Source organism: Pseudomonas sp. GW821-FHT01C01, from assembly GCF_059422645.1.
On record NZ_JBWKXF010000013.1, the window covers coordinates 57,863 to 72,073 of the forward strand.

11 protein-coding genes and 1 pseudogene are annotated in these 14,211 nt (G+C 58.5%); 3 read left to right on the forward strand and 9 right to left on the reverse strand.

Annotation, left to right across the window (positions count from 1 at the left end; all coding sequences use genetic code 11):
- Window positions 1–111 precede the first annotated feature (111 nt).
- The gene (locus tag AC07XF_RS11450; RefSeq protein WP_007985718.1) at window positions 112–1,026 is read right to left on the reverse strand and encodes a glutamate/aspartate ABC transporter substrate-binding protein; all 915 of its coding nucleotides are present in this window, start codon (window positions 1,024–1,026) and stop codon (window positions 112–114) included.
- Window positions 1,027–1,382: 356 nt separating this feature from the next.
- A complete protein-coding gene (locus AC07XF_RS11455) occupies window positions 1,383–3,011 on the reverse strand; it encodes a glucan biosynthesis protein D (protein WP_495026576.1) in 1,629 nt (542 codons plus the stop codon).
- Window positions 3,012–3,428: 417 nt separating this feature from the next.
- On the opposite strand from AC07XF_RS11455, the gene AC07XF_RS11460 reads away from it, so the two are divergent.
- Entirely contained in the window at window positions 3,429–3,614 is a 186-nt protein-coding gene (locus AC07XF_RS11460; protein ID WP_495026577.1) for a hypothetical protein, read from the forward strand.
- Between the two features lie 175 nt (window positions 3,615–3,789).
- Here AC07XF_RS11460 and AC07XF_RS11465 read toward each other — a convergent pair whose 3' ends face one another.
- Complete coding sequence (locus AC07XF_RS11465) at window positions 3,790–4,290, reverse strand: BRO-N domain-containing protein (protein ID WP_495026578.1); 501 nt, start codon at window positions 4,288–4,290, stop codon at window positions 3,790–3,792.
- A gap of 437 nt (window positions 4,291–4,727) precedes the next feature.
- Between AC07XF_RS11465 and AC07XF_RS11470 the strand changes: the two are divergent.
- Together AC07XF_RS11470 and AC07XF_RS11475 are read left to right on the forward strand one after the other, a co-directional pair.
- Window positions 4,728–5,972 (forward strand): annotated as a pseudogene (locus tag AC07XF_RS11470) (AAA family ATPase); the annotation flags it as partial.
- A gap of 5 nt (window positions 5,973–5,977) precedes the next feature.
- Window positions 5,978–6,604 carry an RloB family protein gene (locus AC07XF_RS11475; protein ID WP_495026579.1) on the forward strand — a complete coding sequence of 209 codons (627 nt, stop codon included), beginning with the start codon at window positions 5,978–5,980 and terminating at the stop codon, window positions 6,602–6,604.
- 58 nt (window positions 6,605–6,662) lie between these two features.
- Here AC07XF_RS11475 and AC07XF_RS11480 read toward each other — a convergent pair whose 3' ends face one another.
- From AC07XF_RS11480 to ydcS, 6 genes are all read right to left on the reverse strand, one after another.
- Window positions 6,663–8,147, reverse strand: a complete 1,485-nt coding sequence (locus tag AC07XF_RS11480) for an APC family permease (protein ID WP_495026580.1) — start codon at window positions 8,145–8,147, stop codon at window positions 6,663–6,665.
- Window positions 8,148–8,422: 275 nt separating this feature from the next.
- On the reverse strand, window positions 8,423–9,847 hold the full coding sequence (locus AC07XF_RS11485; protein WP_495026581.1) for a gamma-aminobutyraldehyde dehydrogenase: 1,425 nt from the start codon (window positions 9,845–9,847) through the stop codon (window positions 8,423–8,425).
- A gap of 174 nt (window positions 9,848–10,021) precedes the next feature.
- Entirely contained in the window at window positions 10,022–10,831 is an 810-nt protein-coding gene (locus tag AC07XF_RS11490) for an ABC transporter permease (protein ID WP_495026582.1), read from the reverse strand.
- Window positions 10,821–11,768 carry an ABC transporter permease gene (locus tag AC07XF_RS11495; RefSeq protein WP_495026583.1) on the reverse strand — a complete coding sequence of 316 codons (948 nt, stop codon included), beginning with the start codon at window positions 11,766–11,768 and terminating at the stop codon, window positions 10,821–10,823. The genes AC07XF_RS11490 and AC07XF_RS11495 overlap by 11 nt, the downstream gene beginning before the upstream one ends.
- Before the next feature lies 1 nt (window position 11,769).
- A complete protein-coding gene (locus AC07XF_RS11500; RefSeq protein WP_495026584.1) occupies window positions 11,770–12,807 on the reverse strand; it encodes an ABC transporter ATP-binding protein in 1,038 nt (345 codons plus the stop codon).
- A 192-nt stretch (window positions 12,808–12,999) separates the two neighbouring features.
- Window positions 13,000–14,151 carry a putative ABC transporter substrate-binding protein YdcS gene (gene ydcS / locus AC07XF_RS11505; RefSeq protein WP_495026585.1) on the reverse strand — a complete coding sequence of 384 codons (1,152 nt, stop codon included), beginning with the start codon at window positions 14,149–14,151 and terminating at the stop codon, window positions 13,000–13,002.
- Between the last annotated feature and the right edge of the window lie 60 nt (window positions 14,152–14,211).

Below are 14,211 nucleotides of genomic sequence, written 5' to 3' on the forward strand. Positions count from 1 at the left end.
CGCTCCCGGCTCGACAGCCACCGGTTCGAGTGTTTCCAAAAAAATCCAGCAGGAAGTGACCACCTCCTGAAAGGGCGACGGCCCTCTCAGGAGATAAGGTTAGTCAGAAAATCAGGACTTCTTGTCGTCAGCCGCTTTATCGGTCGGTTTGGCGATCAGGGCCTTGAGCTCGTCGCTCATCGGGAAGTTCAGGTTCAGGCCTTTTGGCGGGATTGGCTGCATGAACCACTTGTCGTAGATCTTGTTGATCTCGCCCGATGCGTAGGTGGCCTTGATGGCGTCATCCACAGCCTTTTTGAACGGCTCGTCGCCTTTGCGCACCATGCAGCCGTAGATTTCGAAGGACTGCGGAGTACCGGTCACTGCCCAGTCTTTCGCATTCTTGGCCTTGGCTGCTTCACCTGCCAGCAGGGCGTCGTCCATCATGAAAGCCACGGCACGGCCGGTTTCCAGCATCTGGAAGGATTCGCCGTGGTCTTTGGCCGAGATGACGTTCATGCCCATCTGCTTGTCGGCGTTCATCGCCTTGAGGATGCGCTCGGACGTGGTGCCGGCGGTGGTCACGACGTTCTTGCCGGCCAGGTCAGGGAAATCCTTGTACTTGGAGTCTGCCTTGGACAGCAGGCGAGTACCGATTTCGAAGATGCCAACGGAGAAGTCAACTTGCTGCTGACGCTCGACGTTGTTGGTGGTGGAACCGCACTCGAGGTCCACGGTGCCGTTCTGCACCAACGGGATGCGGGTTTGCGAGGTCACCAGGTTGTATTTGACCTGGAGATTCGGCATGTCGAGGTCTTTTTTCAGCGCTTCGACGACTTTCAGCTGGATGTCGTGGGAGTAGCCAACCGGTTTGCCAGAAGCATCCGCGATATAGGAGAACGGAATGGAAGCGTCGCGATGCCCGAGGGTGATGACACCGGACTCTTTGATCTTTTTCAGGGTGCCGGTCAGTTCGGCGGCGAAAACTGGAGTGCTGATCAGAGCGGCAGCAATGGCTGCGCCCAGGATGTGGGGAACGATGCGCATCAAATTTTCCTCGACATTGTTTTTTTTATGGAGCCAGTTCATCGGCCCTTTTTGTGCTGCAAAACACCTGAACGCTACGATGAGTAGGCGCAAAGGATATTCGTCGAAGAAGTGTAGAGCATGACTCGTGCCAGACCAGTCTCAATTAGTCAAAGTATTGATTTACAAGGGAATTAAATATTTTTTGCGCTGAAGTTTCAGTGCGATGATCCGGTTAACCGAACCGACCGGCAGGTCGCGTTCGGAAAACCGAATGGCGGATTGTGTGCATTGCTTTTTGTAGGAGCCGGCTTGCCGGCGATAGCGCTCTCGAGGTCGCCATCGCCGGCAAGCCGGCTCCTGCAGGGCGGGTGTTCTCAGGGATATTTGCGCTTGTCCGGGGCGGGCGGGAAGTACTGGTACAGCCAGGTTTCACTGAGTGTGCGCTCGTTGGTGCGGATGAACAGGCGCAGCTCGACAGGCTCGACGCTGTCATTGGTCGGGTACCAGTCAAACAGGATGCGATAGCCCTTGATGTCATCCAGCTTGAGGATGCTGAAATCCTTGACCTCGCCGTTCGAGCAAGTGACCACCGGCTCGATGCCCGCGCCTTCAGGCAATCGGTCCAGGCCGCCGCCGGTGAAGTCCACGGCAAAACGACGGGCCCAGACTGGCGGGTAATGCTCGCCGGGTGCCCAGCCTTCGGTGAAGCCGCCCATGCCCGAACGGGTCGCATTGACCCGCGCCAGCGGTGTGCCAACCGGTGGCAGTGCGCTCCAGTAGAGCTTGTAGCCGTAGTTCAGCGAATCGCCGGCAGCCACCGGTTTCTTCGGGGTCCAGAAGGCGACGATGTTGTCCATGGTTTCGCCGGTCGTAGGAATTTCCAGCAGATCGACCGAGCCTTCACCCCATGCCGTGGTCGGTTCGACCCACAGGCTCGGGCGGCGGCTGTACCAGTCGACGGTGTCCTGATAGCTGGCGAACTCGTGGTCGGTCTGCACCAGGCCGAAACCTTTCGGATCCTTGTCGGCGAAGGCATTGAATTGCAGGGTCGCCGGATTGTTCAGCGGACGGCAGATCCACTCGCCATTACCGCGCCACATGGCCAGACGATCGGAGTCGTGAATCTGCGGGTGAATGGTGTCGCACATACGGCGTTCGTGGGTACCGCAACTGAACATGCTGGTCATCGGTGCGATACCCAGTTGGTCGATGGCAGTGCGTGCGTTGACGTGGGCGTCGATCTCCATCACCACGCGCTCGGCCTGGCAATCGATATCGAAACGATAGGCGCCGGTGGCGCTCGGCGAGTCGAGCAGGGCGTAGACCACGAAGCGGGTGCTGTCCTTGTCCGGCGTCTCGAACCAGAACTTGGTGAAGTCGGGGAATTCCTCACGTTTTTTGGCGTAGGTATCAATGGCCAGCCCGCGGGCCGACAATCCGTACTGGCCGGTGGCGTCCACCGCTCGGAAGTAACTGGCACCGAGGAAGGACACAACGTCGTGTTTGTCCAGTTCCGGAGCCTTGAACAGCTTGAAGCCGGAGAACCCCAGATCGCCCTTGAGCTGGGTGGTGTCGACCGTTGTTTGTTCATAGTTGAACAGCGACGGACGGAAATGCACCTCACGCGCCTGGCGGGTCTTGGGGTCGACGCTGTACATGCGTACCGGCTGCTTGAAACCCATGCCGACGTGGAAAAACTGCACATCCAGCTGACCGTTCAGGTCATTCCACAAGGAGTGGTTGGCGTCGTAGCGGATCGCGTTGAAGTTCTGCGGCGTCATGGTTGCCAGGGTCGGTGGCAACTGTTGCTTGGTGTCCTGGTAGCGATTGCTGGCGAGTTGTTTGGCCTGGAGTTTCAGCGCCTCGAAATCGAACGTGGTGGCCTCGCCATCAGCGGTGCCGCCGTTGGCGGCCCAGGCTTGGGCGGCCAACAACCCCGTGGCGGACAAGCCGGTGTAGGCCGCGATGGCCATGGAGGCTTTGAGCAAATTCCTGCGGTGCATAGATACAACCTGTCGTGAACAATCCCGCGCCGTTCCTGGCACGTACTGGATCAGAAATATCGGTTCGGACATGCCTTCGGCCAAACGCAACGGACTTTAAACAGATGCCGGATAGCTTAAACCGTTCGATTGCAGAGCTGAATTGATTGATGGCACGGCGCTAGCCCGGCAATGAAACAAGACATGTCGGGAAACAATTCCGACAGGTGTTTCTGATTTAAAGGGCATTTCTGCTTTTTTCGACTAATTACTCTAAAAACTGCTTTTCAGCGCCCGGATTATTTCTATTCTGTGCACATGACCGGTTTATGCCCTTCGGACCGGTGCGGTTCAGTAGGCACCCAGCGGCTGCTGAAAAAGGGATAGGGCGATGCGGTTTTTTGCAGTTTCTTTGACGTCTAGAGAAGGACATCGTCCATGTCGAAAGTACAGAACATCACCGAAATGTTGGGAATCTTTCCGTGCCTGGCCAGCGGACAGCGAAGACGCCGGCTGAATTCCGAGGAGATGAAACTGGTGGAGCGCTATCGCGAGTTATCGGAGAGCGACCGGATTGCGATGCGGTATCTGGTGGATGCGATGAGGAGTGTTTCACGGTTTTGAGGCAATGGTGGTTACCGTGAAAGCCATTTGGCTTTTACGGTGGCCAGATCTATCAACTTGCTGTGGCGAGGGAGCTTGCTCCCGCTGGGTCGCGCAGCGGCCCTCGCTTCACCTTCAAAACGAGGACTGCTTCGCAGTCCAGCGGGAGCAAGCTCCCTCGCCACAGGTCATGCATTCAAGCCCTAAAAACCGGAGAAGGTCGCTGTCCATGCATCAGCTCAGGCACATCACGCCACTTCACCCAGGCCTGTTGTTGCCAGTGCAGCAGCGGCACAGTGACACCGGCCCAATGCACCGAACTAAGGCTGGGGCGGTTTTCCACAGGAGTGGCGCTGGTTTCCCGCATCATGGGAATGACTTCATTGCTCAGCCATTGGCGCAGGTGGCAGTTTTCCGGAGCGAAATGATGAACCAGCAAGGCGTACATGCCTGATTCGCTGACCATCAGGGTATCGACCGTTTTGCCGTCCTTGAGCAACCAGACACTACGACGCTGATCGGGATCGAGTTTCAGGGTGAGTCGTTCATTCAATGGTTTGCCCATCAAACGACCCAGATCCTGGACGCAGAACCAGGCTTGATGATCCAGCATGAAGGTGTGGAGGAAACGGTTGTGGCGGGTGAAGACGGTGGGGGTGAAGTAGGGATGAGACGAGTTTTGAGAATGCGCTGACATTAGAGGATTTCCGTTTTGATTTGGAAAGCCGCCACCAACCCTTCGATAGGTTGGGTGGCGAACCGAGTGGCGTTCGAAGTCGGGACACTCCCAGTCAAAACGGAAGCCGAAAGGCCCGCGCCACACGGCCCGCCATAAAGCAGAACTGAAGGCAAAAAACAGCCACAGTCCTATGAGGGCACGCAAGCACCGTTTTGACTCGTTCCGGCTTCGACTCCGGGTCGCTGATTTGGCAGCGACGGGATGAAGCCTATCGGTCAGGCGCTCGCGGCGCCAAGTCTACTCTGGCGACGCTTGTTGTAGGAATCGAGGGTTTTTCAGGAAGGCTGCATCTGTAGGAATTTCCTGTTTTTGCACGGGCTGCAGAGAAGCGGCACCTGAAGGGCAGTTTTTCCGTTATTTATTCGCATCCAAGGAATGAACTGCAGGTTTTCTCCATGCTGATCGAATTTTCAGTTTCCAATTACCGCTCGATCCGTGACAAGCAAACCTTGTCCATGGCGGCAACGCCTCGACTGAGCAAGACGCGTAATACATTCAAACCTTCCAGCGCAGAAAAGCTCCCCGACTTGTTGAAGGTTGCCGCGATATACGGCCCAAACGCTTCCGGTAAGTCCTCACTGGTTCGCGCGATGGGGGTCGTCGGGCGCTTGCTTGCGACACCTAAAGCAAGTGATGAGCCGTTATCGGTTTCGCCTTTTCGTTTCGATTGCACATTGAAGAATGCGCCCAGCGTATTTGAGTACAACTTCATTCAAGGTGGGCTGCGCTATCGGTTTGTAATCGGATTGACTGGGCAGCGGATTGTTCAAGAACAACTGGTCTGCTATCCGAAAGGGAAAGAAACGCTTCTGTATGACCGCCAATTCGACGGGGAAGGAGAGCGTTACGTTTTCGGGAAAACGCTTGAAGGCGGTAAAGAGGTGCATTGCGCTTGGCGGCGTTTGACGAGCCCGAAAATGCTCTTTCTCGCGCAGGCAGTGACGAACAGCAGTGAAGAGTTGACTCAGTTGCGGGTGCCGTTCGGCTGGTTCCAAACCGGTCTTCTCGTGGTTGAACAAAACAGCATGATGGAGTTGTCGACGGCGTCGATCCGGTTTCTTCAAATGGTGTCGAATCGTACGAACGATCTTCGAGACTTTCTCAAGGCATTGGACATTCCGGTCTCTGCCATTGAACTCAATTCAGACGATGTCGATACGCTTCACAACAATAAAAAAACCACTCTGAAGGAGGTCTTTGCGACGGCTCAAAAGAACCAAGTAACCCTCACACACTCCAGTCAGTCAGGTGATGCGGAGTTTGATTTTTCGGAAGAGTCTTGCGGTACAAAGAACCTGATCGGCTTTTGGTTGCCCTGGTTCATGATCAATCAGGCCGGGGGCAGCGGAGTGCTCTGTGTCGATGAACTCAATAGCAGTCTACACCCAGACATCGTCACGGACTTGATCGACAAACATTTGGATAGTGGCCTTGATACCCAGTTGATTTTTACAACTCATGACACACACCTCATGAATGAAAAGATTTTGCGCCGGGATCAGTTCTGGATTACCGAGCGTGACGTCAATTGCGCCACGTGTTTGTTTTCCGTTCACGATTTTGAGGGTCGAGAGAGTGAGGATGTCGAGAAACGCTACTTTGAGGGCCGTTATCGCGGATTGCCGCTTATAAGGCAGGGGCGAGCATGGCAAGCCCAGGCAAGTCATTTGATCGCAAGGCATCGCGGTTCAAGCCTCAACCTAAAGTGTTGGTGCTTTGCGAGGACAGCAAATCAGGAAAGCGCTATCTGGAAGAGGCCGCATTACATTTTCGGGCCATGGCCCAGGTTGAAATTGTTCACTGCGGCGTCACGCATCCGAGTGGCATTGTTGAGCGAGCAATCCTTCGGCAGAAGAGCTTCGACAAAGTGTTTTGTGTGTTGGATCGCGATACGCACCTCTGTTTTCAGCGTGCATTGAATGTTGCGAGACCCCATCCAAAGATCAGAGTCATTGCATCGTATCCCTGTTTTGAGTTTTGGCTTCTGCTGCACTTTGGTTTCAGTCGGAAACCTTTCAGAGCTGTCGGGAAGTATTCTCCGGGAGAATTAGTGACCAAGAGTCTGAGAGAAAAACCCTGCATGGATAAGTACGAGAAAGGCAAAGACATCAGTTACTTTGCCCAACTGCTGGGTGAGCCATTCCATACAGCAAGAACCTTGGCACCGAAAATCCTCGAGGACGTCGCCATTAGCGGCGAACCCAACCCCAGTACCGAGATTCACTTGCTGATGGATGAATTCGAAGCCCTCTCCAAACCGTTGCTGATCTAACCCGCCGAATCCTGCCCGCATCACTGCGGGCAGGGTGATTTAACGAGGGGCGAGTCCGTTACCGACTAACCTTCCAGGCATCCCCCGCAGGCGCCGTACCGTGGTCATACGGTTTGGCGATCCACATGTAGAGCAGGCCCAGGCCAATAACGATGGCAGTACTCAGGACCATGGCGTAGTTGATGTACCACGCGGCATCCGGTGTCCGTGGCCAGGCCATGTTGATGATGGCACCGACACCATAGACCAGCGCGCCGATGTTCACCGCCCAGCCCCAGGCGCCGAGGGTGAATTTGCCGCTCGGTTTCCAGCCTTTCATGCGGGCGTACAGGGCCGCGAGCACGATCATCTGGAACGCCAGGTAGATGCCGATTGCCGCGAAGCTGACGATGGTGGCTACTGCGTCTTGCAGGAAGAAGCCGAGGATGATGATCAGCGCCGGCAGGACACCGGAGACGAACAGCGCGGCAACTGGAACCTGAGTCGTAGGGGAAATCTTCTTCAGCAGTCGGCTACCAATAACCATTTCGTCGCGGGCGTAGGAATACAGCAAACGACTGGCTGCAGCTTGTAGGCTGATGACGCAGGAGATGAAGGAAATCATCACCACGCCCATCACCACTTTCGAGCCCACCGGGCCAAATGCGTTGTTGAGGATGGTGGTGACCGGGTCCTTGTCGGTGCCGTTGATCACGGCTTGCATGTCCGGCACGGCCAGGATCAGCGCCAGGCAGGCGAACATCGCCGCGATGCCGCCAATGTAGATGGTCATGCGCATGGCCACCGGGATCTGCTTGCTCGGGTTCGGGGTTTCTTCGGCCACGTCGCCGCAGGCCTCGAAGCCGTAGTACAGGAACATCCCCGCCAGCGACGCGGTGAGGAATGCTGGCAAGTACGAGCCATCGACGCTGATATCGAAAGTGTTGAGCAACACGCTGATCGGTTGATGACGTTCGAAGATCAGCAGGTAAACACCAACGATCACCGCGCCGACCAGTTCGCACAGGAAGCCGAACATGGCGATGCGCGCCAGCACTTTGGTGCCGCTGAGGTTGACCAGGGTGGCGAACAGCGTCAGCACCAGGGCGATGACAATGTTGGTGTTGTTGTTCGGTTCAAAACCGAGCATGGCCGCCAGGTACGGACCGGCACCGACTGCAACGGCAGCGATGGTCACGCACAGGGCGATGGAGTAGATCCAGCCCACCATCCACGCCCAGCGCTTGCCCACCAGACGGCGAGCCCATGGGTATACGCCGCCGGAAATCGGGAACTGCGAAACCACTTCGCCGAAGATCAGGCACACCAGCAACTGGCCGCAACCGACCAGCAGATAAGCCCAGAACATCGGTGGCCCGCCAGCGGCGAGGCACAAGCCGAACAGGGTATAAACCCCGACGACCGGGGAAAGGTAAGTGAAGCCCAGGGCGAAGTTTTCCCACAGGCTCATGCTGCGATTGAAGTTGGAGGTGTAACCCAGCTTGCGCAGTTGCTCGGCATCGCTGTCGGCAAGGACTGCAGAGAGATCGGGTGATGCACTCATGTGTGTTTGCTCCGGAAAATCGGCAGATTTCGGATGTCCGAAACCGTGGCGGGGCCTTGAGGGCACCGCCCGGATCGGTGGTTATTGTTTTGTCTTCTTTGGGGTGGAGCCTGGTGGTGCTGGGTGCCGGTTTCTTCCTTGAGTTCGCGGTGACGCCATTCGCTGTAGGAGCGAGCTTGCTCGCGAAAAACCTGAGGACACCGCGGGGCGTCAGGATCCCCGCGTCAACGTTGACGTCCATCGCGAGCAAGCTCGCTCCTACAGGCGATGCTTTTTTAATGTTTGAACATCACATGCCGCACGACGGTGTAGTCCTCAAGCCCGTACATGGACATGTCCTTGCCATAGCCGGACAGTTTCTGACCGCCATGAGGCATTTCGCTGACCAGCATGAAGTGCGTATTCACCCAGGTGCAGCCGTAATGCAAGCGGGCCGACAGGCGATGGGCGCGACCGACGTCGGCGGTCCACACCGACGACGCCAGGCCGTATTCCGAATCGTTGGCCCAGCCGAGTACTTGCGCTTCATCGCTGAATTTGGTCACCGACACCACTGGCCCGAACACTTCGCGACGGACGATTTCGTCGTCCTGCAGCGCGTCGGCCAGTACGGTCGGTTCGAAGAAGTAACCGTTGCCGTCCACCGCTTTGCCGCCAGTGATCAAGCGAATGTGCGGTTGAGCAATGGCGCGTTCGACGAAACCGGCAACGCGGTCGCGGTGTTGCGCGGTGATCAGCGGGCCGAGTTCGGTGGACGGATCATCCTGCAAGCCGTACTTGATACTGCTGACCGCAGCCCCTAGCTTCTCGACGAACTTCTCGTAGATGCCTTCCTGCGCATAGATGCGGCAGGCGGCGGTGCAGTCTTGCCCGGCGTTGTAGAAACCGAAGGTGCGGATGCCTTCGACAGCGGCGTCGATGTCGGCATCATCGAAGATGATCACCGGGGCCTTGCCGCCCAGTTCCATGTGCATGCGTTTGACGCTGTCGGCGGTGCTGGAAATGATGTTCGAACCGGTGGCAATCGAACCGGTCAGCGACACCATGCGCACTTTCGGGTGGGTGACCAGCGGGCTGCCGACGGTAGGACCACGGCCAAATACCAGATTGAGCACACCGGCCGGGAAGATTTCCGACGCCAGTTCGGCCAGGCGCAGGGCAGTCAGCGGGGTTTGTTCCGACGGCTTGAGTACCACGGTATTACCGGCGGCCAGGGCCGGGGCGATTTTCCAGGCCACCATCATCAGCGGGTAGTTCCACGGCGCGATGGAGGCGATCACGCCCACCGGGTCGCGACGGATCATCGAGGTGTGTCCCGGCAGGTATTCGCCACCGGCCGAACCGCTCATGCAGCGGCTGGCGCCGGCGAAGAAGCGGAACACGTCGGCAATCGCCGGGATTTCGTCGTTCAGCGCGGCACTGTAAGGCTTGCCGCAGTTGTCCGATTCCAGTTTGGCCAACTCTTGGCCGTGGGCTTCGACGGCATCGGCGAGTTTGAGCAGCAGCAGCGAACGCTCTCTCGGCGGGGTTTGCGACCAGCTGTCGAACGCAGCGTCGGCGGCGCGCACCGCGGCATCGACCTGGGCTTCGCTGGCTTCGTTGATTTCCACCAGCACATGACCCAGCGCCGGGTTGAATACTGGTTGGGCGGGGCCTTCGCCGTCGAGCAGTTGGCCGTTGATCAAGAGTTTGGTTTGCATGGCATTTGTCCTCTTCGGAACTGTTGTTTTTTCTCTGTGGAAACCGGCCCCGTAGGAGCTGGCTTGCCAGCGAAGGGGTCATCAGGCTCAACAAGGTTATTGACTGATCTACCGCTTTCGCTGGCAAGCCAGCTCCTACAGAAGCCAATTTCCACAGTCAGAAAGGGTTGTCAGTTACTTACCACCACTGCCCGCAACGCTTTCGCCACCACGGGTCAGGTAATAGGCGCCGAGGATCGGCAGCATGGTCACCAGCATCACCAGCATCGCCACGACGTTGGTCACCGGTACGTCCCGTGGGCGGCTGAGCTGGTTGAGCAGCCACAGCGGCAGGGTCCGTTCATGGCCGGCGGTGAAGGTGGTGACGATGATTTCGTCGAACGACAGGGCAAACGCCAGCATGCCGCCGGCGAGCAACGCCGAGCCGAGGTTCGGCAGGATGATGTAGCGGAAGGTCTGCCAGCCGTCAGCACCGAGGTCCATCGAGGCCTCGATCAAACTGTGGGAAGTGCGGCGCAACCGGGCGATGACGTTGTTGTAGACGATCACCACACAGAAGGTCGCGTGACCGACGATGATGGTGAACATCCCAGGTTCGATGCCCAGTGTCTTGAATGTCGCCAGCAACGCGATCCCGGTGATGATCCCCGGCAAGGCAATCGGCAGGATCAGCATCAGCGAGATGCCTTGCTTGCCGAAGAAGTCCCGGCGGTACAACGCGGCGGAAGCCAGTGTGCCGAGGACCATGGCGATCAGGGTGGCAATCGAGGCGATCTGCAACGACAGCTTGATCGCTTCGAGCACGTCCGGGCGCGAGAACGCCACGCTGAACCAATTCAGGGTGAAGCCCTTGGGCGGGAAGCTGAACGCCGCGTCTTCGGTGTTGAAGGCGTACAGGAAGATGATCAGGATCGGGAAGTGCAGGAACACCAGCCCGCCCCAGGCCGCGATGCGCAGGCCCAAGGATGCTTTTTCAGAGTGCATCGAAGGCCCCCAGGCGTTTGACGATGGACAGGTAGATGGCGATCAGCACGATCGGCACCAGGGTGAACGCGGCAGCCATTGGCATGTTGCCGATGGCGCCTTGCTGGGCGTACACCATGCTGCCGACGAAGTAGCCGGGCGGGCCGACCAGTTGCGGCACGATGAAGTCGCCCAGGGTCAGCGAGAACGTGAAGATGGAACCGGCGGCAATGCCCGGGATCGACAGCGGCAGAATCACTTGCGTGAAGGTCTGGCGTGGCTTGGCGCCAAGGTCGGCGGAGGCTTGCAGCAGCGATGGTGGCAGGCGTTCCAGCGAGGCCTGGATCGGCAGGATCATGAACGGCAGCCAAATGTAGACGAACACCATGAAGCGGCCCAGGTGCGAGGTCGACAAGGTGCTGCCGCCAACGCCCGGAATGCCCAGCACCAGTTGCAGAACCGGTTCCAGCCCCAGGTGCTGCACGAACCACTGCGCCACGCCACCCTTGGCCAGCAGCAGCGTCCAGGCGTACGCCTTGACGATGTAACTGGCCCACATCGGCATCATCACCGCGATGTAGAAAAACGCCTTGGTCTTGCCCGTGGTGTAGCGCGCCATGTAGTAGGCAATCGGGAACGCGACGATGGCGCTGGCAATCGATACGACAATCGCCATGCCCAAGGTGCGCAGGATGATGTCGAAGTTCGACGGCTGGAACAGCGCGGTGAAATTCGCCAGGGTCAGGTCAGGGGTGACCGCCATGGTGAAGTCATCGAAGGTGTAGAAACCTTGCCACAGCAGAACCAGCAACGAGCCCAGGTAGATCGCGCCGAACCACAGCAGCGGTGGCACCAGCAGCATCGACAGATAGAGGTTAGGCCGGCGATACAGCAGGTTGGAGAACCGGCGCAACGGCGAGCCGCCCGACCGGGTTTGAGAGATAGCCAGGGTGTTCATGTCACACCCCGCCCGCAACGGTGTCGTGCAAAGGAATCATGGCTTCACGCGCCCAGCGTGCGCTGATGCGCTGGCCGGTCTGGTGTTGTGCGCTGGTGTCCAGCCATTGGTTGTTGGCCTGGCTGATGTTCAGGGTCTGGCCGTTTTCCAGTTTCAGCTCATAGCGAGTCGCACTGCCCTGGTACTGGATGTCGTGCAGCAAACCGCTGACTTCGATTTCGTGGCTGGCCAGCGGGCCGTCGGCGAAACGCACGTGTTCCGGGCGAATCGAGAACGGCTGCGGATTGCCACTCAACTGCCTGGCCAGGTCGCCGCGAATCACGTTGGAGGTGCCGACGAATTCCGCCACGAAGGTGGTCGCCGGTTTCATGTAGAGGTTGCGCGGGCTGTCGACTTGTTCGATGCGACCCTTGTTGAACACCGCGACGCGGTCGGACATCGACAGTGCCTCGGTCTGGTCGTGGGTGACGAAAATGAAGGTGATGCCGAGCTGGCGTTGCAGCTTCTTCAATTCGCCTTGCATTTGCTCGCGCAGCTTCAGGTCGAGCGCGCCGAGGGGTTCGTCGAGCAGCAGCACCCGTGGACGGTTGACCAATGCGCGGGCCAGGGCCACACGCTGGCGCTGACCGCCGGAGAGCTGCACCGGCTTACGGTCGCCGTAGCCGCCGAGGGCAACCATCTCCAGGGATTCTTCGGCGCGCTTCTGGCGCTCGGCCTTGCCGATACCTTTGACCTTCAAGCCGTAGGCGACGTTGTCGCGAACGTTCATGTGCGGGAACAGCGCGTAATCCTGGAACACGGTGTTCACGTCGCGCTGGTACGGCGGCAGGCCGGCGGCTTCTGCGCCATGAATACGGATGGAGCCTGCGCTCGGCTGTTCAAAACCGGCGATCAGGCGCAAACAGGTGGTTTTGCCCGAGCCGGAAGGCCCCAGCATGGAGAAGAACTCGCCGTCCTGGATGTCGATGGAAACCCGGTCTACGGCTTTCACTTCGCCGAATTGCCGGGAAACGTTGGTGAACTGGACTGCAAGCGTCATGGTGCGGTGCTCCAAAAAGGCGAAGGCCGTCGCAGCGGCCCTGCCTGGACTTCTGAAAAAACTGAATCAAAGTGAACTGCGTCGTAGCAGCTGCCGAGGTACGAGGCTGCGTTGCGCGTCCGCAGGACCGCCCTCGGGGGGCCGCTGCGCAGCCCGACGTAGCCTCGTGCCTCGGCAGCTGCTACAGAGGGGTTAACGACCGCCCATGATCGCGATGTAATCCTGGGTCCAGCGGCTGTAGGGCACGAACTTGCCGCCTTCAGCCTGTGGGGTTTTCCAGAAGGCGATCTTGTCGAACTGATCGAAACCGTTGGTCTTGCAGCCTTCGGCGCCGAGCAATTCGCTCTCCTTGCACGCCGCCGGAACCGCTGGCAACGAGCCGAACCACGCCGCGACGTCACCCTGGACTTTCGGTTGCAGCGACCAGTCCATCCACTTGTAGGCGCAGTTCGGGTGCTTGGCCTCGGCATGCATCATGGTGGTATCGGCCCAACCGGTGGCGCCTTCTTTCGGGATGGTCGAGGCGATTGGCTGTTTCTCGTTCATCAGGCCGTTGACCTGATACGGCCATGAACTGGAGGCGACCACGCCTTCGTTCTTGAAGTCGCTCATTTGCACGGTGGTGTCGTGCCAGTAGCGGTGGATCAACGGCTGCTGGGCGCGCAACAGGTCGAGCACGGCCTTGTACTGGGCTTCGGTCAGTTCGTAGGGGTTCTGGATGCCCAGTTCCGGCTTGGCGCTCTTCAGGTACAGCGCCGCGTCGGCGATGTAGATCGGGCCGTCATAGGCCTGCACGCGGCCCTTGTTCGGCTTGCCGTCCGGCAGGTTTTGCGCATTGAACAGCACACCCCAACTGGTGGGCGCGGTCTTGAACACGCTGGTGTTGTACATCAACACGTTCGGGCCCCACTGATACGGGGTGCCGTAGGTCTGCTTGTTGACCACATACCACGGTCCATCCTTGAGGCGCGGGTCGAGGTTTTTCCAGTTCGGGATCAACGCCGTGTTGATCGGCTGCACGCGCTTGCCGACGATCAGGCGCAGGGAGGCATCGCCCGACGCTGTCACCAGGTCGTAACCACCCTTGGCCATCAGGCTGACCATTTCGTCAGAGGTGCCGGCCGTCTTGACGTTGACCTTGCAGCCGGTTTCCTTCTCGAAACCGGTCACCCAGTCGTAGGCCTTGTCGCTCTCGCCACGTTCGATGTAGCCAGGCCAGGCCACAATATCCAGTTGGCCCTCGCCGGCCCCGACAGCTTTGAGCGGCTCGGCGGCCTGGACACTGGCGCTGGCCAGCAGCGCGGTGGTGATTGCACTGAGCAGTGCGGTCTTGTGCACGAACATGGAATTTCCCTCTTCTTCAAATTATGGTCGGGGCAGTTGTGAACGTGGTGAAGCACGCCG